Genomic DNA, 21,359 nt, shown 5'->3' on the forward strand with positions numbered 1-21,359 from the left:
CTGGAACTGAACCATCTACTGGAACTGAACCATCTAACGTAACTGAACCGTCTACCGTAACTGAACCATCTAACGTAACTTGTACCTTTTACCGTAGCCCGTGTACCTTCCGCCATGCCCCCTGCCTTCGAATGAAGGGTAGGGGGTTTTATGTTGGTTTTATGTTAGGGTGTATGGCAAATAGTATGCTGGAATCCGGTTAGACTATGGGAGGTTGTGCGAAAAGCGGAACTTTGTGGGCTGATCCGATCCAAGTGGAGGAAATCCTGCACAAAGTACAACAATTCGAATTCGATCCGGCTAATTTACAGGGAATCTTGCAGAAAATACAACAATTTAGTTGGACAACCGGTTGAATCATAAGGATTGTTGTAAAAAGTACAACAATAACCATTTTTACAAGTGAATAAAGAAAAAATCTTGCATTTAGTACAACAATCCGGGATTAGTCCGGTTAAATCACTAGTAATGCTGCGCAAGATCCAAATGAATACCCAAACCAACCCCAACCCCCAAACCAACCCCCAAACCAACACCCAAACTCTTGTTTCAGCAGCACCGGCCTTGGTATAAAATCCAGACTTTCCAGAGATGTTAATCTGGTGTTTTGACATTAAGAGTGAGGTGAGTTATTCTCTATAAATATAGTTAAGTTATTAACTAAATTGAACTGGCGGCGTAAAGCAGCGTTATGGACGGAACTTTAGGCGTTATTACGTAACTTTGAATGATAGAATGGGTTATCAAATGGGCGAGCGAATGAATATACCAACCGATGAACAATTGAACGGACCGATGGATGATTCTATGAATGGACGAATGAATGAAGGAATAGGCGATCGGATGGAGGATGATCAAATGAATGAAGATGAACTAAAGGATGAACCAAAGGATGAACCAAAGGATGATCAAATGGATGAGCTGCAAAAGTATGTGCTGGAGCTGCCGCTCCCTAATGAGGTTTTCTTCGCCATGGTGAGTGCGACCGCAAACACAGTAGCTGTGTCCGAGAAATACTGGCAGGCGCAACGGCTGAACGGGGCAAGAATCCGCGTACTGGTTGAGATTGCGAAGCATGGGGGAACAATACTTCCTTCGCTGCTCGCGGAGAGAATCGGTGTGACCAAAGCCAATATCAGTCTGCTGCTCACTCCGCTGGAGAAGGACGGCTACATCAACCGTGCAGATCATGCGCTGGATGGACGCAAGACGGTGATTTCTATTACGGAAACCGGCCGCAAGCTGTTATCTGAACAGTTGCCCGGAAACCGGGAAGCTGTTGCCAACGTGATGAAGCGTCTCAATGAAACGGAGCTGCATCAGCTGTTGGGTCTGCTGAACAAATTGAGCGAACATACAAGGGAGAGATAATCATGAAGATAATGATCACTGGAGCCGCCGGACAATTGGGGAGCCTTATTATTGAAAATTTGCGCAGCCGTATCCCGGCAGAACAGATTGTCGCCGGAGTACGGAAGCTTGAGCAGGCGGCGCATCTCCGGGAGCAAGGCATAGAAGTCCGTTATGCCGATTATGATGTCCCGGAATCTCTGGACGAAGCCTTTTGCGGGATTTCCCGGCTGCTGCTAATCTCCAGCTCACATACGGATGACAGCGTCCGCCTGACTCAGCATAAACAGGTCATAGATGCGGCGAAACGAAGCGGGGTCGGGCATATTCTCTATACGGGTTTTGCCTTTCCGCGGCAGAGTATAGATCAGAATAAACCGGCTAATGTGCACACCCTAACTGAACAGGCGATCATAGAGTCCGGGCTGGAATATACCTTTTTGCGGAATGCCCTATACATTGATTTCGTTGGGGTACTGGGGCTCAAGGAAGCACTTACTTGCGGAGAACTCGTTACTGCACCGGGGGATTGGAAGTTTAACTCGGTAAATCGCTGTGACCTTGCACTTGCAACGGCAGCTGTACTTGCAGAGGGCAAGTCAGGCCATCAGATCTATGAACTGACAACTCCGCAAACCTGGGACTTTGCTGATCTGGCTGAAGTTTTGACGGAGGTGGCAGGGAAACCTATCGTACATCGTCAGGATGCTGCGGTTCAGCACTGGATCTATGCTTTTATCAGCAAGCTGGACACTTCATCCACTTCCGGGGATTTGGAGCGGCTAATGGGGCGGCCTGTCACACCCCTGAGGGAAAGCATTATGCCTTTTCTGCCGGTGGGGGGAGAGCCTGCTAAGTAGAGGTTAGATTAGTGTATCGTGTGCTGCTGTGTTAGGGAGCCTAAACTGTATCGGTTGCAGCTTATGCGCACAGGCTTGTCTTGATATCGGTTTGTTGCTAGTATGATGTCATTGAATTAGGCAAGCCGGAGGGAGAGCTTTCTGTTGAAAAAAATATTAGTAGCCGACGACGATGTCCATATCCGCACGCTGCTGCGGCATGTCTTGACGAGAGAGGGGTATCTTGTACTGGAAGCCGGTGATGGCCGGGAAGCGGCCGCCCTGATGAAGGAGCAGACGGTGGATCTGGCGGTGGTGGATGTAATGATGCCCCATATGGACGGTCTGGAGCTATGCTCGTACATAAGGGAAACTTACGATATTCCGGTGATTCTGCTGACTGCCCGCCAGCAGCTCAGTGATAAGGAGCAGGGGTATCTGCGCGGGACGGATGATTATGTGACCAAGCCTTTTGAGCCGGAAGAGCTGCTGTTCCGCATTAAAGCTTTGTTCCGCCGCTATTCTATTGCCTCTGATGACCGGATCCGGCTGAACTCACTGGTGATTGACCGCAAGAACTATGAGATCAGTGACGGAAATGATGTGCTTCTGCTGCCGGTGAAGGAATTCGAGCTGCTGGCCCAGCTGGCGCAGTATCCCGGACGTTTATTCTCGCGCAGTGAGCTGATCGAACTGGTATGGGGAGCGGACTACGAGGGGGATGAGCGGACGGTGGATGTGCATATCAAACGTCTGCGCCAGCGGTTCAGCGACTATCAGAATGACTTCACGATCCGCACCGTGCGCGGGATTGGCTACAAAGTGGACATGGTGAACACATGAGATCGCTGTATGTAAGAATGAGTATTGTGTTCTGCTCGGTCATAGTGATCAGCAGTGTTCTGGGGTTTCTGGTTTCCAATTTCTATTATCAGGCCAAAATCAAACCGCAGAACGATGCCAAGCTGACCAAAATGGCCATCGGGCTGCAGCAGTTCATTCAGGACCACCCGGATGCTGCGGAAGAGTATCTGCTGAGTACAGCCTCCTTGGGGTACAAGATGTATTTAGTGAATGGCAGCGGCGATGAACAATTCTACGGCCTGCCTTTCCGCAAAAATGATCTGCAGGAAGGTGAGCTGCAAAAGGTGCTGGCCGGGGGCATTTATCACGGTGTTGGTAATTTCCCCAGCTCAGCGTTTATCACAGGGTTCTTCGATAATCAGCTCAGCAATTCGATTGGTGTGCCTGTTCAGATCACCGGAGAGACTTATGCGTTGTTCATGCGTCCGGATGCTGAGGTGCAGTTTGGTGAGCTGCGGATCTTTTTTGCCGTGCTGATTGGCGTCATTATCCTGTTCAGCCTGTGGTTCGTGCTGATTACAGTATTCCATGTGGTGAAGCCCATTACACGGCTGACCGAGGCGACACTCAAAATATCCAAAGGCAGGTACGATATCAAACTATATACCGCCCGGCGCGATGAAATCGGCCAGCTGGCTTCTCATTTCATGACGATGAGCCGGGAGCTGGAACGGACAAACCGGGCCCGTCAGGAGTTTGTTGCCAATGTCTCACATGAAATTGAATCTCCGCTGACTTCAATCCAGGGATTCGCTCATGCGCTAAAAGACGGTGCATTGCCTGAATCACAAAGGCTGGAGTATCTGTCGATTATTGATGAAGAGAGCCGCCGGTTATCCCTGCTCAGCAAGCAACTGCTCACCTTGTCTTCACTCGACTATGATGAACATGCACTGCAGAAGCGAAGCTTCGATCTCCGGGCCCAGCTCCGTCAGGTCATGCAGATCATGGAATGGCATCTTACCGAGAAGGAGCTTGCGGTCCGCCTGCATGTCGGTGAAATTACATTGCAAGGCGACCCGAATCTGCTCTTTCAGGTATGGATGAACCTGGTCTCGAATGCCGTTAAGTATACTCCGGCAGGCGGTACAATCAGCATTACAGCAAGCGCAGACGGTCATAACTGTATTGTAACGTTTACGGACAACGGTGAAGGCATTCCTGCGGAGCAGCTGCCGATGATCTTTGACCGGTTCTACAAAGTGGATCAGGCACGTACCCGTGACAGCAACAGCAGCGGGCTGGGGCTGGCCATCGCACAGAAGATTATTCAGGCGCATAACGGGACGATTGAGGCTGTAAGCACGGTTGGAGAAGGGACTACCTTTACGGTCTCCCTGCCAGCCACTATACAGATTGAGCAGACGTTTAGTAACAGATGAAAGCAGCGGCCGGAAGTCCAACATTCACCGCAGTTGCGCATAACATTAGTTTTTGAACCGTCTATAGTCAATCTGTATAGTGTAATTCTTTATTCATACTCCGTTCATTTTCACCCTCTAAACTGTGGTTATACAGATTAGAAGGAGTGGTTATATGTTTTTGGCTTTACGGGAAATGAGGCATTCCAAAGCACGCTACAGCCTCATAATGGTGATCATGCTGCTGGTTTCGTTTCTGGTCCTGTTCGTAACGGGTCTGGCCAGAGGACTTGCCTATGCGAATATTTCGGCACTGGAGAATATGCCTGCGAATTATTTTGTCGTGCAGAGCGACGCTGACCATACGTTTAGACGTTCACAGTTAGGTGAGACGGAGCTTGCAGCAGCCCGTGCGGTGGCCGGGGAGGCGAAGGCAACTCTGCTTGGCGTGCAGACCAGTACCATTACTGCTGCCGATGCAGATGTGAAGGCGGACATTACTTTTTTTGCCGCGGATATGAATGGTATGCTCGCTCCTAAAGTGACGGAGGGTGCAGGTATCACCAATGATGTTCAAGGAAACGCCGTAGTAGACTCGAAGCTGGAAGAGTCCGGTGTCACGATCGGCAGTACAATAAGTGATCAGGCCTCAGGCATGAGCTGGACGGTTAGCGGTTTTGTGAAAGACAGCTCTTACAGCCATACACCGGTCGTCTACATCAATCAGCTGGACTGGCAGGCTATGAAGCAAGGGGCGGTTCAGGGCGGAAGCAGTTCTGGCAGTTCTGGTAATGCTCCTTACAATGTTATCGCACTCAAAGTATCTTCTGCACAAGCCTCTGAAATTGCCGCACAACAGCAATCGGTAGAGGTCATTACCCAGAAACAGGCGATTTCCAGTGTTCCCGGATATGCCGCTGAGCAGAATTCACTGCTCATGATGATAGCCTTCCTGTTCGTTATTGCTGCAGTTGTACTTGCTGTATTCTTCTACGTCATCACGATCCAGAAGACCAGCCAGTTCGGTATTCTTAAGGCGATGGGTACCAAAATGTCCTATTTAGCCTGGAGCGTAGTCGGCCAAGTCCTGATTCTGTCCGTAGCCAGTCTTGCACTGAGCCTCCTGCTCACGTTCGGAATGAATATGGGTCTGCCGGATACGATGCCGTTCCAGCTGGACGGGCAGACGATGATTCTGACCAGCCTGCTGTTCATCGGAATGTCACTGCTGGGTTCACTGATTTCTGTAGCAAGAGTAGCTAAGGTGGATGCCTTGGAAGCGATAGGGAGGACTGGAGCATGAGTGCCAAATTAGTAATGAAGCAAGTGACCAAAACGTACGGGGACGGAGACGGCGCAATGACTGTCTTGAAGAACCTGGATCTTACAGTAAACGAAGGTGAATTCGTAGCAGTACTGGGACCTTCCGGCTCCGGCAAAAGCACTTTTCTGTCTGCCGCAGGTGCCCTGCTCACGCCGACAAGCGGGGAGATCTTCATCGACGGCGAATCGCTGCGTGACAAGGACAAAGGCGATTTGACGGAGCTGAGGCTGCAGAAGATTGGCTTCATGTTCCAGAGCGCGCAGCTGCTGCCTTTTCTGAAGGTGGAGGAACAGCTCCTCTATGTTGCCAAGCTGGCTAAGCTCACCCCCAAGGAAGCCAAGGTTCGGGCAACCTATCTGTTGAAGCGTCTGGAGATATGGGAACGGCGCAATCAGTATCCCGAGCAGCTGTCCGGCGGTGAGAAGCAGCGCGTGGCCATTGCCCGGGCGTGGATGAACAAACCGGCTATCCTGTTCGCAGATGAGCCGACAGCGAGTCTGGATTACAGCCGCGGCAGAGAAGTGGTGCGGATGATCGCCGATGAGGTGAGGAGCGAAGGCAAGGCAGCGGTCATGGTGACTCATGATGAGCGGATGCTGGAGTGGTGCGACCGTGTGCTTCATCTGGAGGATGGCGTGCTGGTTCAAGCCTAGGATATAGCTTGTATGGTTAGTTGAGACTGAATCCCGGGGATGGGGTTCAGTTTTTTTGTTAGGTAGGAAATAGGGGATTTGTCAGTTGTGGACAAATAAGATGGTCGGGCAAAGGGAGCGCCAATGTATATGGAAAATCGAATACAATGAGCTTCTGTGAAGGTAATCGGGCCTAATGTATGCGAAAAACCGAATACAATGAGCTTCCGTGAAGGTAATCGGGCCTAATGTATGCGGAAAACCGAACACAATGAGACCGAATTATTCTGAATGGAGTTATGTAAGGTGATTTTGTTCTTAATTAGGTAATTATGAATTTGCAAAAAAAGCAGCAGCTTTGTTCTGCGATTCACATTCCTTGCTCAGCGGTAGATATCGTTGCTACCGGGGATGCCGCTCTGCGCAGCTCCAAGTTATGCTTAAAAGGACTGAAGAAAGGGGGATGAAGCTGTCATGGTCTATTCGATAAGCCCGGCAGGGGAGTGGCTGCCTGCGGCGCTGGGTGGCGGCGGCTATATCACCGGATTGCTGCAGCATCCGGCGGACGGCCGTGTATTATATGCCCGCTGTGATGTGGCGGGCGTGTTCCGCAGCAGGGATGGTGGGGAGAGCTGGGAGACCCTGAACCGGGGGCTGACCCAGGCTTACCACCATCAGGTGCAGAGCTTTGCCATCAGCCGGCATCATCCGGAGGTGATGTTCCGCTGCTGCGGCGAAGTGAGGAGCCGGACCTTCTACGGGGCGGTGCACAAATCGGCAGATGGCGGGAACAGCTGGTATGAGGTTTGCAGCGGCATGGGGTTCTATGGCAACGGCCCGACAAGAATGTATGGCGAGGTCATTGCCGTAGATCCTTTTCATCCCAGAATTGTTGCAGCCGGCGGGTATACCGGCGGATTATGGATCAGCAGGGATGAAGGAGAGAGCTGGGAGCAGAGCAGCCTTCCGGAGGAGCGCTTCGGGTGCGTAGCTTTTCATCCGGATCAGCCGGGTATGTTATATGCCGGAACGATCAGCGATGAGGAGCTCAATATGGATTATGCCGATCCTGGGGAGTACGGCATATTAGGTCTGCTGCAGGACCGCCCTCGGGGCAAGGCGGGGAAGCTGTATCTCAGCTGCGATTCAGGACAATCGTGGGATCTGCTGGTGGAGGGGCCGAGCTTTGCCGAGCTGTCGTTCGACAGCCGGGACCCGCAGCGGCTGCTTGCCGCCTGTATCTGGGGCGGTATCAAGAGCAGCTCAGACGGCGGCCGGACCTGGCAATCTGCCGGAGCAGGTTTACTGAAGGGAGAGCAGCGGTACGGCACGATTGTTCAGGATTCCCATATCCCGCAGCGCTGGTATACAGCCCCTGATCTGCGGCCGCAGATGAAAGACATTCCGCCGGTTCCGCTATATATTTCCGAGGATGGTGCGGAGCATTGGAAGCTGCTTCATATCCATAAGGATGCGGATTTGAGCGGTTTTCCGGCGTATATGGACAGCTTCAATGGAGGATCGCGGGCTTCAGCTGCAGGCTGGGCGATCTCCAAGATTATAGTGGACCGGTTCACTCCAGGCCGCTTGTATCTCTGCAATTGGTATGGTGTAGCCTATAGCGGAGATGGCGGATTGACCTGGCAGGCCGGGGAGTTCCGCGGGCTGGAGACCACTTGCATGGAAGCGGCAGCGGCAGATAAGCAGCAGCCCGGCAAGTTCTGCGTTACCATGGCGGACCATTCACCTAAGGTGACTGAAGATGGCGGACTATCGTTCCGCAATCTGCCTGGGCTGCCCGGCTATTCCGGAAGCTCTGCGGCCGTTATTTCCGCAGCAGATCCGGGGTTATACCTGTATGGCCTCATTGGCCATACCCGCAATGCTTGCATAGCGGCATACCGGGAAGGTGGGGGCCAGGCCCGTGCTGTCCTGACCCTTGGTTCCGGGTTATTCGTTCAGGCTCTGCGCGAGGACGGCAATCAGCCAGGCACTTATTATGCCTATGTGGATGGGAGTATCAGCGCAGGCGCAGGAATCTACCGTTCGCGGGATGGCGGAGCGTCATGGGAGCGCACAGCTTTTCGGCCTCCGGCTCATGTGGAGACCCTTCCGCATCAGAAGCGCTGGATTGAAGCGGAGCTGCTGTCAGTCGTAGTCTATCAGGTCAAGAATGCCTGCGGGTCTAACCAGCTCATGGATATGAACCCCCATAAGGCGGGCCAGCTTCTGGCGGGAGAAGCCACTGAGGGGATATGGCAATCTTCAAACAGCGGGGACAATTGGGATTTCATTGGAGAGGGACTTCCCTTTCAGCGCGGCGGTCCGGCTTCGGTACTGAGTACTGTGGCGTACTCTCCATCCCGGCCGGGAACGATCTATGCGGGGTTTATTTCGGAAGGGCTATGGCGCAGCAATGATTACGGGCAGAGCTGGCATAAGCTGTTCCCGGCTGCGGAAGGCCGGCTCTTCAATGTATCTGCCTTCTCGGCAGGGCGCGGAGAATATGGTGAGGATCTCTTGATTCTGGCCAGTGAGCCGATGGTCCGGACCTCTACGGAGTCCGAATTGGCATGGAGCCGGGATGGGGGAGCCACCTGGGACAGGTGGGAGCATGCTTCGCTGGGAGCCGTCCGCTGGAAGGGGATTGCACTGGATTGTGAGGGCAGACAAGTGCTTGCCGTCACCTGCGGCAACGGTGCTTTCCGCGGGACAATCAGCCGTTAGCAGGTAAACCTACAACTAAACGCGTTGTCGTTGCTGAAACACAGTTTTCGTTGCTGCGGATCCTTGTTGAGTTCAATAGAAAACGCTTACATTTGATGGGCCGGACGATGTAATCATCGAATATAATCCGGCTCTATTCAAATGGAGGACTGAACAAAGTGGCTGCACGAACGAGCAAAAAATGGTTGCATGGTTGCCTGGCCCTCGCTCTGTTTGCTGCATCAATTCTACTGCCGCCAGCGGTATCGCATTCGGCAGGGGAGAATCTGCTTGGTAATCCCGGCTTCGAAGCGGGAGATGTGTCGTGGGAGAAATGGGGGAGTCCGGTGGTGACAACCGCCGAGAAGCATGGGGGCGCGAAGAGTCTTCAGGTGAAACGGAACACAGGCGGGGCGTCGGCATCTGTAGCAGTTCAGCAAGGCAAAACCTACAGGGTGGGCTTATGGGTTAAATTCGCCGGAACGGGAGTGACGAGTGCGGCGATTGATGTGGATGCCTTCGGCAGTCAGCAGACGAAACAATATCTCTACTATTCGGGCTCGACGCAGTGGGAGTATAAGCAGCTGCTGTACACACCGGCTCCCGGGGTGCAGTATATCCGCTTCTCGTTCTGGAACAGCACCAGCAAAGATTATTACATTGACGACGCGGTGATCCGGGAGAATGTAGATATTGAACGGCCGTCAACGCCCGGAACCTGGATAGCCGAGCATGAGCCGGATTCACTTAAGCTGACTTGGGCGGGCTCTACAGATGATATGGCGGTCGAATCTTACCAGCTGTCCTACAAAAAAACGGAAGACTCGGGCTGGAATACCTTATCGGTTCCCCACCAGGAGACCGTCACATCATACACCTATACATTGCAGAATCTTGATCCATTCTCTGTGTATGCCATTATGCTGCGTTCCAGAGATACTGCCGGCAATACTTCCGATGCGGTGATGGGCATGGAGGCGACACCGGGCGTGAATCTGCTCACTAACAGCGGTTTCGAGACGGCTTCGATCAGCCCGTGGACCGAAACAGGAACGGTGCAGACCACAACCTACGGAACACACTCCGGACAATATGCGGCGCGCCTGCCGGGCAACTCGGCAATCAGAAGCGAGGAAATTCCTGTGTACGGGGAATACTCTTATCTGGTTTCCTACTGGACCAGGTCAGCAGCTGTGCCCCCGCAAGCATTAACCGTAAGTCTCAGTGTCTATCAGGATTTCACTGAAACTGAGCATCCGCTGATCGCAAACACCGCATCCGCATGGAAACGTTCAGAAGGGAAGCTGCTTACAGCAAGTCCTGGCGAATATATGCAGCTGACAGCAATGAATCAGACCGGGGCGGACCAGTTCCTGGATCAGGTATATGTCGGCATGCTGCCGGAGCTTCCTGCAGACCTCGCACCTGCAGCACCTGCCGGATTTACCGTGAATGCTGTAGATGGCGTATCCGCAGAGCTGGAGTGGCTGGCTGCCACCGGTCCTTTTGGGGTGAAGAATTATCGCATTACCTACAAAAAGGCGGCAGATATTGAATGGAGCAGTATAACGGTACCCTATGTTCCCGGTCAATCCTTGTATGCCTATAAGCTGGAAGGTCTGTCACCTGGGAGTCTCTATGAGGTTAAGGTGACAGCAGTAAGCGAAGGGACGGCAGTATCAGCGGCGAGTTCGCTTGAGCTGACTACCGGCAAGATGTATCCGGTGAATCCGGGGGCGTCGGAGGAAGCGGAAGCCCTTCTGGACCGGCTCTATGCTACGGTCGGCAATGCTGTGTATACGGGGCAGCATAACTATTACGAAGCACCCTCCCTTTGGTATGATACGGCAGCAGAATTGACCGGGTATTATCCGGCAATATGGGGCTCGGATTTCGCCTATTATACCGGCGGGGATTTCAGCGCCCTGCGCCAGGCCATGATTGATGAGGCGATTATCAAAGGCCATTCGGGCAGCATCATTACCCTGACGTACCATGAGCCCCGGCCTATGGATTCTGCCACCGCCGGGTGGGAAAGTGTGACGGGAGATGTTACTTCAGCCCAAATGACGGATATTGTTACTCCGGGCACCGCTCTTTACAATCAGTGGGCGGCGCAGGTAGACGAAGTTGCGGGATACCTGGCTCAGCTGAGGGATGAAGGGATTCCGGTGCTGTGGCGGCCGTATCATGAGATGAATGCCGAATTCTTCTGGTGGGGCGCGCGGCCGGAGCTGTTCAGGCAGCTGTGGGACAACATGTACGACCGCTTCACCCATCTGCACGGTCTGGATAATCTGATCTGGGTATGGAGCCCGAATGCCGAGAGCTCGTGGGCCTATGATTCAGCTCCGTATTATCCCGGTCATGATGCGGTGGATGTTCTGGCGATGGATATCTATAACAATGATTACCGTGATACGTATTATAACAAGCTTGTGCAGCTCAGCGGCGGCAGACCGATTGCCATCGGGGAGAACGGGGAGCTGCCGGACATGGATATGCTGCGGGAGAAGCAGTCCCGTTATACGTATTTCATGACCTGGTCGCAATATTTGACCGACAAGAATTCGCTCAGTGCCATTCAGGCTCTCTTCAGCAATACCCGTGCGCTCCATAACGGCGAAACCGGCAACGGCCCGTATGTGCCGCCGCCTGCTGACAGTTATATCATTGATGACTTCGAACAGTACGGCAGCTCAAACAGCAGCCTGCGTGACAAATGGCAGCGGAATGTCTCCGGCAACGCAGCGACGGTAACGCTGGACACTTACCATCTGAACAGCGGCACTTACGGGCTTAAGCTGGACTATACGGTTGGCAATCCCGGCTATGCGGGAGTCTACCGCAGTATGGGCAAGGAATGGCCGGGCATGGAAGCCATCTCCTTCTGGCTGCAGCCGGATGGCTCGAACCGGCAGCTTGCGGTTCAGTTTCATGAGACGAACGGTGAGGTGTGGGAAGCCAGTATTCGAATTCAAGGAACATCTCCAGTGCTTGTAAGGATTCCCTTTAGCGAGTTCCTGCGCCCTGGCTGGTCTACCGGCGGCAATGGAGTCATTGATCTGGGTTCCATTAAAGAATTCGCATTCTATATTGCCCAAGGCAGCGGGACACAGGGCAGCGGAACGCTGTATATAGACGATGTAAAAGCTGTCAGGCTGCCTGCAGAGGGGGACTAAACGGATAGCAGCGCATCGGTATAAATCTCCGTTGCTGGACCACATTTTTCGTTGACCGCGCTACTGGTTGCTCCTTCCTGAAGATCATAGAATAAAGCTGTAAAGCAAAGAAACAGGAAGGATGACCAATGTGGAAATCGAGCGGAGATTGCATATCCGTAAGGAAGGGAGCCGGGTATCCTGGTGGACCGGCTGGATCAGACAGTGGGATCTTCAACTGATGGTTGTGCCGGCTATGATCTTCATTTTCATCTTCAGTTACCTGCCCATGTACGGAGTTCTAATGGCTTTCCAGGATTATCAGCTGTTCGGCGGATTCTTACACAGCCCATGGGTGGGGCTGAAGCATTTCGAGGCTTTCTTCAATTCCCCGGACTTCTGGAGAGTAATGCGCAATACAATGGTGATCAGTCTGCTGAAGCTCTGCTTCGGGTTCCCGGCACCGATATTGCTGGCGCTGATGCTGAACGAGGTCCGGAGTATGATGTTCAAGCGGGTCGTGCAGACCGTCAGCTATCTGCCGCATTTTCTCTCCTGGGTGATCGTCGGCGGGTTCGTAGGCTCGATGCTGTCGACTGATAATGGAAGCGTTAACATGCTGCTGATGAGCTTGAATCTTACTTCTGAGCCGATCAGCTTCCTGTCTGTGCCTGAATATTTCTGGGGCATTCTCGTAGGTACGGGGATGTGGAAGGAGATGGGGTTTGCCGCGATTGTCTACCTGGCTGCGATTGCCGGAATTGATCCGCATCTCTATGAAGCCGCTTCCATTGACGGGGCGGGGAGATTCAAGCAGATACAGCTGATCACACTGCCCTGTATCCGGCCGGTCATTATTATCTTCATGATTCTGGCGGTGGGGAATATTCTTAACGCCGGGTTTGAAGATATTCTGATTCTGGCCACGAATCCGATTCTCCGCGATGTGTCGGATGTTATCGATACCTATGTGTACCGGATGGGGATACTGAACAACCGTTTCTCGTATGCAGCAGCAGCTGGATTGTTCAAGGCCGTTGTCAGTGTAACCCTGCTGGCACTTGCCAATAAGGCAGCCAGAAAAATGGGTTCCAGCCTATGGTAAGCGGAGCAGTATCCATGCGTTGTGTAAGCAGAAATGTTCATGAAATCAGACTCTGCGGGGAAAGGGGTTACAGGTTATGATGAAGCTGTCAACGGGGGATAAAGTGCTGCAGCTGTTCATTTATATCATTCTGCTCCTGCTGGGCTTCGTCACCCTGTATCCCTTCTGGAATTCCCTGGTCATTTCCTTCAATATGGGCTCGGATACGTCACTGGGCGGCATTACTTTCTGGCCCAGAGTTCCAACATTAGATAACTATGAGGTCGTCTTTCAGGACAGCAGGATCGGGCAGGCATTCATGATCTCCATCATGCGAACGTTAACCGGAACGATCCTGTCCGTGCTGTTCACCGCTATCCTGGCCTACGGGTTATCACGTCATGAACTGATCGGGCGCAAATTCTATATGGTCTTCTGTATCATTACGATGTACTTCAGCGGCGGCTTGATACCCACCTTTCTGCTGCTGCGGGAGTTTGGCATGATGGATACCTTTTGGGTGCTGGTTATTCCCGGGTTAATCAGTGTATATAATATGATTATTTTCCGGACCTTCTTTCTTGGCCTGCCGGCCGGACTGGCAGAATCCGCACGGATTGACGGCTGCAATCATATCGGTGTGCTGATCCGTATCATATTGCCGATATCAGGTCCTGTCGTGGCTACGCTGTCTCTTTTCACGGCTGTCTATCATTGGAATGACTGGTTCTCAGCCAGTATATATATCAACGATCCGAGCCTGATTCCGATTCAGACGCTCTTGAAGCAGATCCTCAATTCTAACATTGTGACAGATCAGCTTCAGTCTGTAGGCAATGCGGCGGCCCAGGACCGTCTGGCACTGGTGCAGTCCGTCACCACCAAGTCGCTGATTATGGCTACTACTATGGTGGCTACGCTGCCGATCATTATGGTGTATCCATTTCTGCAAAAATATTTTGTCAAAGGGGTGCTCATCGGTTCATTGAAAGAGTAGCGCAAATTCCTTGAATTCACATTTAGAGAGGGGTTACTGATTTGAAACGGACGAAAAGCTTGGCGCAAATGACAGTTGTGTTATGCACGGTGTTGCTGATGGCAGGATGCGGGGGAGGGAACAACACAGCCCAGAGTACGACAGAACCCGGTAAAGAACCGGCGGCAGCCACTGCTGCAGCAGAAACGTCGGTACCGGCAACGGAAGAACCTTCCACTGAAGCAGTGAGTACAGTCAAGCCGGTAACCTTCAGTTATTACAGCAATTATGATTGGGATACCACGGAGCAGTGGGGTGCTGATTCAACCACCCGCTGGATTGCCGACACCCTGAAGGTCAATATGACACCCGTTCAGTCAAGCGGCGCTGCTGAGACCAAGTTCAGTACCATGATTGCCTCGGGCAGTCTGCCGGATGTCATTATGACGGATCGGGGCGCAAGTGTCGAGCGTCTGCGGCAGGGCGGAATGCTGGTAGCGCTGGATGAATACCTTGATAAATATCCGAATCTGAAGAATAATGCCGGGGAAGCCACGCTAGGCATGCTCCGCTCAGACGACGGCAAGCTGTACCAGTTCCCGAACTGGTATACCTCAAGTCCGAACGGTAACGGCGGCTGGATCATTAACAAGAAGATCTATAAAGAACTGGGTTCGCCTAAGCTGGAAACCTATGATGACCTGTATGCCTATCTGAAGCAGGTGAAGGAGAAATACAGTGATGTCGTTCCGCTGGAGGTAGGAGCCAAAGGCCGTGGTATTGATACCATGTATGGCGGATGGGCCGAGAATAAACCTTATCTGACGAGAGCCAATCCCGTAGGGAATGAACTGAAATCGATTTTTGAGGATCAGGTATTCATTGAGAACATGCAGTATGCCAGCAAGCTGTTCCGCGACAAGCTGATTTCACAGGATGTGTTCACACAGACCGGCGACCAGATTAACGAAAAGCTGAAAACGGGCCGCGTTGCCGTATATGTGGATGGCGATGTGGTCAATCCGGGCCGGGGAGCGGACGGTGCCCTGAAGGCAACCGATCCGGAAGCAGGCTATGAGATCATCTGGCCGATTCACAAAGCCGGCCTCGATGCCGCCAAGATCACTCCGAACAATTACAATTCCCTCGGCTGGAATGTGCTTGTCATTACCAAGAATGCAAAGGACCCTGAAGCGATCTTTTCATATCTGGACTGGTTGACCGGAGAGGAAGGCCAGCGCATCATCAACTTCGGACGTAAGGGGCTCTACTGGGATGAGACCGATGCAGACGGAGTGCCGATTCTGAATGCCGGGGGACTCAGCACGGAGCAGACGGGCAAAGACAAGGAAAGGATCGGACGTTTCAACTGGGTGGGTAACACTACATTCATTGACCAGACCAAAGCCAAGATGGATGCACAGCTGCCGGCTGACAAGCAGAACTGGACGACACTGGCCCAGCAGAAGGTGACCTGGAAGACTTCCAGAAACTTTACGGAGTTCGTCAACCTTGACCCGTTGCCGGATTCGGAAGAAGGCACGATTGCCACAGCCGTCAACGATATCTATCAGGAGGCTTTTGCCAAGACGCTGTATGCCAAGAGTGATGAAGAGGTGCTTAGCCTGATTAACAAAGCGAATGAAGACGCCAAAAAAGCAGGTTACGACAAGCTGCTGGTGTACCAGACGGAAAGATGGCAGAGCAACCTCAGCAAGATGAAATAACCATAGAGTCTGCCGGGGGCGTGGGGTATACTGAAGCCAAGTATACCCCATTATTTGGGAAGAGACAGCCTTCCGCCTATGGGGATCACATCCGCATTTGCGTTCTGGCGGCAAGCGGGTTCGAAGGATGGGATAGAATGTATAAGGTGCTGCTGGTAGACGATGAGCTTCTCGATCTGAAGGGGCTGCAATGCTTCATGAACTGGGAAAAAATGGGCATGGAGGTGTGTGCAGCCGCAAGCAGCGGCTTCGAGGCGCTTGAAGTGCTGGAAGCGCAGCAGGTGGATATCATCGTTACGGATATCAAGATGCCGATTATGAGCGGGATGGAGCTGGCCCGCAGAGCACTTGAGCTGAATCCGCAGCTGAAGATTGTCTTTGTCAGCGGCTATGAGGACTTCCAGTATGCCAAGCAGGCCATTTCCATGAGCGCCTGCGGTTATGTTCTGAAGCCGGTGGACGACGAGGATATGCGGCGGACGCTGAATGATGTGAAGGATGCTCTTAACAAAGAACGGGCCCGTTCCCGTCTGGAGCATTACTTCTCGGAGTCGGAACCCCTGCTGAAGCGGGACCTGTTCATGCAGCTTCTGGACGGAACACCCGATGAGGAAAAGGTAGTGCCGGTGCTTCAGCGCATGGGGATTTCCTGGCAGAGCACCCGTCTGTACACTGCTCTGCTGGAGCCGGATGACCTGGCCTGGAAGCTGAACGGTTACAGTGAGGAAGCCAAGGCGGGAATAGAGCGGCAGCTGAGCCTGTCGGTTGAACAATTCTGTGCGATGGAACGGATTCAGGTCTGCAGACTGGATCAGTTCCATTTTGCCCTCATCCTGGAAGAACGGGTAGACCATGGATGCCTTAAGGAATTAATTCATCACGCGGTCAGCGGAATTCCGCTGACTGTGACCATAGGAGCCGGGCCTCTGGTGAGCAATCTGAAGGAGCTGCATTTCTCCTACCAGCGGGCCAAGGAAGCTCTTGGATTGAAGCTGTTCCTGGGCAAAGGCAAACTGCTTATGCATACGGATGCCAAGGGGCCGGTTACCGCCGAAGCCAAGGATCTGGATGATATTCTCCAGGCATTGTTTCAAGCTATGTCCTCTTACCGGCTGGTTGCCATTGACGATTGTAATGAAGAGCTGTTCGTGTGGGTAGACCGTATGGAGACCAAGCTGGAAATCTACCAGCTGTTTCTGCATGTGGTGTCGAAGCTCGATGCTTATTTGCATACGATTAATGAAGACTTCTACGAGGTGCTTGGACTGGACCGGAAGCATCTAAGTATTCTTTATCATTTCGAGACTACCCAGGATATGAAATCCTGGCTGCGCCGCCGTATGTTCGAGCTGTCAGAGCATTTGCAGCGCAAACGGCAGGGCAAGAAACGCAAGCTCGTGCAGGAGATTGAAGCTTATATCGAGGAGCGTCTGGAGCATAATGTGATGCTGCGGGATGCAGCCAATCATTTCTCCTTCTCGCCCAATCATCTGGGTCAAATTTTCTACGAAGAGAAGGGAATCTACTTCTCCGATTATGTCTCTTTAAGGCGGCTGGAACGGGTGAAGCTGCTGCTTGGAGATCCGAAGCTCAAGGTCTATGAAGCCGCACAGCGTGTCGGATATAAGAATCTGTCGCATTTCAGCAAGCAGTTCAAGGATTATTACGGAGTCAGCCCGGGCGATTACAGGAGACATCTGTAATATGCGGCGCAGGTGGAGTATGCCTTACGGATACAAGCTGATTCTCCCTTATGTGGTCTGCCTGCTGCTAGCTGTGGGTACAGTGGGCTTGTTTGCCTACAGTCATTCCGTGAACTCGCTCAAACAGAAGACGCGCGAGAATATACAAGGCACCCTTCAGCAGATGAGGGATAACATCACCTACCGTACGGATAATATTGAACGGATATCCAGTACCCTGTATTACAATTTCAACCTGCAAAGTGCACTGCGGCGTTATGATCAAGGCTGGTACAGCTATGAGACAATGACAAAGACCCTTATGCCGGCGCTTGAGAATCTGCTCAATTACACGGCAAGCAATGTCGGGTTGTCCCTGTACCTGGAGAATGATTCTATCCCTGAACTATATTACAGCGAGATTGGACCCAATCCGCTGCTCTCGACCAAGCGGTACGAGATCTTTCATCTGCAGAGAATCCGGGGGGAAGACTGGTATCATGACCTCGTGGCGCCGGAAGCTAAAACGGGTGCCGGTCAATGGCGTCAGATTCTGCGCGATGAAGAGAACGGCAATATCTCACTGATCCAGCGGATGGATGATATCCAGAAGCAGCGTAGCATCGGTCTGATCCGGGTAACGGTGCAGATGCAGGATTTGCTGGATTCGGTGGATTACCGCAAGATCGGCGAGTATGCCACTCTTGTGGTGACCGACAGGAGCGGCAGGGTGGTGCTGGAGTCTTCACCGGAGGGTGCGGAAGCCGCCAGCCTGCAATCCGCCGGCAACCGGCTGCAACTGAGTGAGCCGCTTGAAGGCATCGGCTGGGAGCTGCAAGCCTATATTCCGAACAGCCTGTTCGATGAAAGTGCAAGCGAAGTGCGGAGAATGACACTGCTGGTCTGTCTGGCAAGCGCACTGGTTCTGGCCTGTCTCGGCATCGGAGTATCCAGCTATTTCTCCCGGCGGATTCAGAAGATCGTCGGATCGCTGAACGCTTTTCACGATGGGGACTTTCATAAGAGAATTAAGTATAAGGGCAATGACGAGCTGGCGCAGATCGCCGTAGCCTTCAACCGGATGGGCAGCAATATCGAAGAGCTGATTCACCAGAATTATGTCGCTGATCTTCAGAAAAAAGAAGCAGAGCTGGAATCGCTGCAGGCGCAGATCAATCCGCATTTCCTCTACAATACACTCTCCTCGATCAATCGTCTGGCTCAATTTGGAGATATTCCTAAGTTGCATACCCTTGTACAAGAGCTGGCCAAGTTCTACCGGCTGTCCTTGAACCGGGGCGGAATTATCACAACAGTGGGCAATGAAATTGAGCATGCTAAGGCTTATATTGCCATTCAGGGTATCAAGTACGGGGAGCGGATGTCGGTATATTACGATATTGACCCCGGAGTGCTGGAGTATACGACGGTGAAGCTGATTCTTCAACCGATGATTGAGAATGTGCTGGAGCATGCCTGGTTCGGCAGCACCATCGGAATCCGGCTTGTGGCGGAGAAGAGGGAGGACAGCATCATATTCAAGATAATAGACAATGGGGTAGGCATGAATGCGGATACCATCCGGCAGATTCTGGCCCCTGAGGGGACCCGGATCGGCTACGGCATCCGTAATGTTGATTCCCGAATTAAGCTGCATGGCGGCAGTGAATACGGAGTGCTGATCGCCAGCCGTTCCGGAATCGGCACCTGTGTGCAGATAACCATTCCCTGCCGTTTATAACCATATGAGCTGATAATCGGCTATGAAGGAGTTAGGAGTATATTGAAGACCATTAACACAGGAGATTACGAGATCCTTCTTGAAGGAAGCAGTCTTGACTTTCAATCTCAGCTTCATGTGCAGCGCGGCGAAGACGGCGTTGATTATGCTGTTCTGACCCTCAGTGCTCCCGTTCCGGCAGCTCCCCCCAAGCTAACGCTTCGCTGGAGCTGCCAGGCCATTGATATTCAAGGACTGTGGCATCCGGCAGCGGAACGGAACAGAGGACTGGTTCCCGATTGGCGGGAAGGCTTCCTATCCAGAGCTGCTTTCTCTGCTCCGGTTGTCAGTCTGTATGGCAGCAGGGGGAACAATGTCCTGACCTTTGCCTGCTCAGAAGCTTTGAATCCCCTGGAGCTGCGTGCAGGACTGAATGAAGAATCGTCCAGCTTTCAATGCTCCGTAACCTTGTTCGCGGGGAACGTTTCTCCCATCGCACATTATGAGGCCATATTGCGGCTGGATTCCCGCAGCATTCCCTACTATGAAGCTCTTGACGGAGTGGGGAAGTGGTGGGCAGGATTGAAAGGGAGCGAGCCTTCCCCGGTTCCTGATACCGCAAGGGAACCGATGTATTCGACCTGGTACAGCTTCCATCAGCAGCTGATGCCGGAGATCGTAGAGTCGGAGTGCAAACTAGCGGCTGAGCTGGGCTGCGGAGCGGTAATTGTGGATGACGGCTGGCAGACGTCAGATGAAGCCCGGGGATACGCGTATTGCGGAGACTGGGAGGCCAGCCCGGACAAAATCGCGGATATGCAGGCACATGTTGCCCGTGTTCATAACCTTGGTATGAAATATCTACTGTGGTATGCAGTGCCGTTCATCGGCAAGCACAGTGAAGCATGGCTGCTTTTCAAGGATAAATTACTCTACTATAGCGAGAGCTTCGGGGCAGGTATTGCCGATCCGCGTTATCCGGAAGTACGGGAATACTTAATCTCCCTATATGAGAAGGCATTGCAAGATTGGGATCTGGACGGCTTCAAGCTCGACTTCGTAGACAGCTTCTATGTGGAAGGGCAGGCTGCCGGCCAACAGGATGACAGAAAGAACGGCAGGGATACAGACTCTGTTCCTGAAGCCGTCGACCTGCTGTTAAGCGGTGTTCTCTCCCGCCTGCGGCAGCTGAAGCCGGACATTATGATTGAATTCCGCCAGAATTATACCGGTCCGCTGATGCGCAAATACGGCAATATGTTCCGGGCCGCAGATTGTCCGAACGATGCTCTGCAGAACCGGATTCACACGATCGACATCCGGCTAATCTGCGGGGATACCGCGGCGCATGCCGATATGCTGATGTGGAATCCGCAGGAGCCGGCCGAGGCTGCCGCGCTGCAGTTCATTAATGTGCTGTTCGCTGTGCCGCAGATCTCCGTCCGGCTGGATACCCTGCCTGAGCCGCATATGGCTATGCTGGGCTTCTGGCTGGCGTTCTGGAGAGAACACAGGGATGTGCTGCTGGACGGGACACTGGAGCCGATAGGCCCCGAGCTGCTGTATCCGCTTGTCATCGCCCGCACCGCACAGAAGTGGGTATTTGCCGTTTACCATGATACGGTGATTCCTTTAGCAGGAGATTTGCCGGATCAAGTGCTGGTAGTTAACGGGACGTTGAACACGCGTCTGGTGCTGGAGCTGAACCGGGATGCAGGAGCCCTTCTCGTGAATATCCGCGACTGCCGGGGAAAGGTTGTAGCGGATCACAGGCTGCTGTGGAATAAAGGAGTGCATGCACTAGAGGTGCCGCCGGCAGGGGTGATCGTGATTCGTCCTGATAAGACGCTTGAATAATTAATCTTACAAAACGCCCCGTCTTCCACGCACTTTGTGATGAAGGCCGGGGCGTTTTTGAGCTGTCCGATCCAGG

The 21,359-nt window shown here is 52.7% G+C and carries 14 protein-coding genes; all 14 read left to right on the forward strand.

What is annotated here, in order from left to right; genetic code table 11:
• Positions 1-759 precede the first annotated feature (759 nt).
• The 14 genes from PBOR_RS16665 (at position 760) to PBOR_RS16730 (ending at position 21,283) form a co-directional block, all read left to right on the forward strand.
• Positions 760-1,371, forward strand: a complete 612-nt coding sequence (locus PBOR_RS16665) for a MarR family winged helix-turn-helix transcriptional regulator (protein ID WP_245648212.1) — start codon at positions 760-762, stop codon at positions 1,369-1,371.
• Between the two features lie 2 nt (positions 1,372-1,373).
• Positions 1,374-2,210, forward strand: a complete 837-nt coding sequence (locus PBOR_RS16670; protein WP_042213492.1) for an NAD(P)H-binding protein — start codon at positions 1,374-1,376, stop codon at positions 2,208-2,210.
• Between the two features lie 144 nt (positions 2,211-2,354).
• Positions 2,355-3,032 carry a response regulator transcription factor gene (locus PBOR_RS16675; RefSeq protein ID WP_042213493.1) on the forward strand — a complete coding sequence of 226 codons (678 nt, stop codon included), beginning with the start codon at positions 2,355-2,357 and terminating at the stop codon, positions 3,030-3,032.
• A 17-nt stretch (positions 3,033-3,049) separates the two neighbouring features.
• Complete coding sequence (locus tag PBOR_RS16680) at positions 3,050-4,435, forward strand: sensor histidine kinase (protein ID WP_342671119.1); 1,386 nt, start codon at positions 3,050-3,052, stop codon at positions 4,433-4,435.
• A 154-nt stretch (positions 4,436-4,589) separates the two neighbouring features.
• Positions 4,590-5,717, forward strand: coding sequence for an ABC transporter permease (locus PBOR_RS16685; RefSeq protein WP_042213499.1), 1,128 nt, complete (start codon positions 4,590-4,592; stop codon positions 5,715-5,717).
• Positions 5,714-6,391 carry an ABC transporter ATP-binding protein gene (locus PBOR_RS16690; RefSeq protein WP_042213505.1) on the forward strand — a complete coding sequence of 226 codons (678 nt, stop codon included), beginning with the start codon at positions 5,714-5,716 and terminating at the stop codon, positions 6,389-6,391. The genes PBOR_RS16685 and PBOR_RS16690 overlap by 4 nt, the downstream gene beginning before the upstream one ends.
• Positions 6,392-6,844: 453 nt before the next feature.
• Positions 6,845-9,097, forward strand: coding sequence for a beta propeller repeat protein (locus tag PBOR_RS16695; protein ID WP_042213508.1), 2,253 nt, complete (start codon positions 6,845-6,847; stop codon positions 9,095-9,097).
• Between the two features lie 158 nt (positions 9,098-9,255).
• Complete coding sequence (locus tag PBOR_RS35505) at positions 9,256-12,258, forward strand: glycosyl hydrolase (protein WP_052429509.1); 3,003 nt, start codon at positions 9,256-9,258, stop codon at positions 12,256-12,258.
• A 220-nt stretch (positions 12,259-12,478) separates the two neighbouring features.
• Entirely contained in the window at positions 12,479-13,342 is an 864-nt protein-coding gene (locus PBOR_RS16705; RefSeq protein WP_425415541.1) for an ABC transporter permease, read from the forward strand.
• A 76-nt stretch (positions 13,343-13,418) separates the two neighbouring features.
• Complete coding sequence (locus PBOR_RS16710; protein ID WP_042213512.1) at positions 13,419-14,318, forward strand: carbohydrate ABC transporter permease; 900 nt, start codon at positions 13,419-13,421, stop codon at positions 14,316-14,318.
• A gap of 68 nt (positions 14,319-14,386) precedes the next feature.
• The gene (locus PBOR_RS16715; RefSeq protein ID WP_042219505.1) at positions 14,387-16,024 is read left to right on the forward strand and encodes an extracellular solute-binding protein; all 1,638 of its coding nucleotides are present in this window, start codon (positions 14,387-14,389) and stop codon (positions 16,022-16,024) included.
• Entirely contained in the window at positions 15,994-17,727 is a 1,734-nt protein-coding gene (locus PBOR_RS36990; protein ID WP_157764054.1) for a response regulator, read from the forward strand. Before PBOR_RS16715 ends, PBOR_RS36990 begins: the two co-directional genes overlap by 31 nt.
• A gap of 1 nt (position 17,728) precedes the next feature.
• Positions 17,729-19,447, forward strand: a complete 1,719-nt coding sequence (locus PBOR_RS16725) for a cache domain-containing sensor histidine kinase (protein ID WP_042213514.1) — start codon at positions 17,729-17,731, stop codon at positions 19,445-19,447.
• 42 nt (positions 19,448-19,489) lie between these two features.
• Positions 19,490-21,283 (forward strand): glycoside hydrolase family 36 protein, encoded by a 1,794-nt coding sequence (locus tag PBOR_RS16730; protein WP_052429510.1) that lies wholly within the window; start codon positions 19,490-19,492, stop codon positions 21,281-21,283.
• The last annotated feature ends 76 nt before the right edge of the window (positions 21,284-21,359 follow it).

This window comes from Paenibacillus borealis, from assembly GCF_000758665.1.
GTDB classification, from domain to species: domain Bacteria; phylum Bacillota; class Bacilli; order Paenibacillales; family Paenibacillaceae; genus Paenibacillus_AQ; species Paenibacillus_AQ borealis.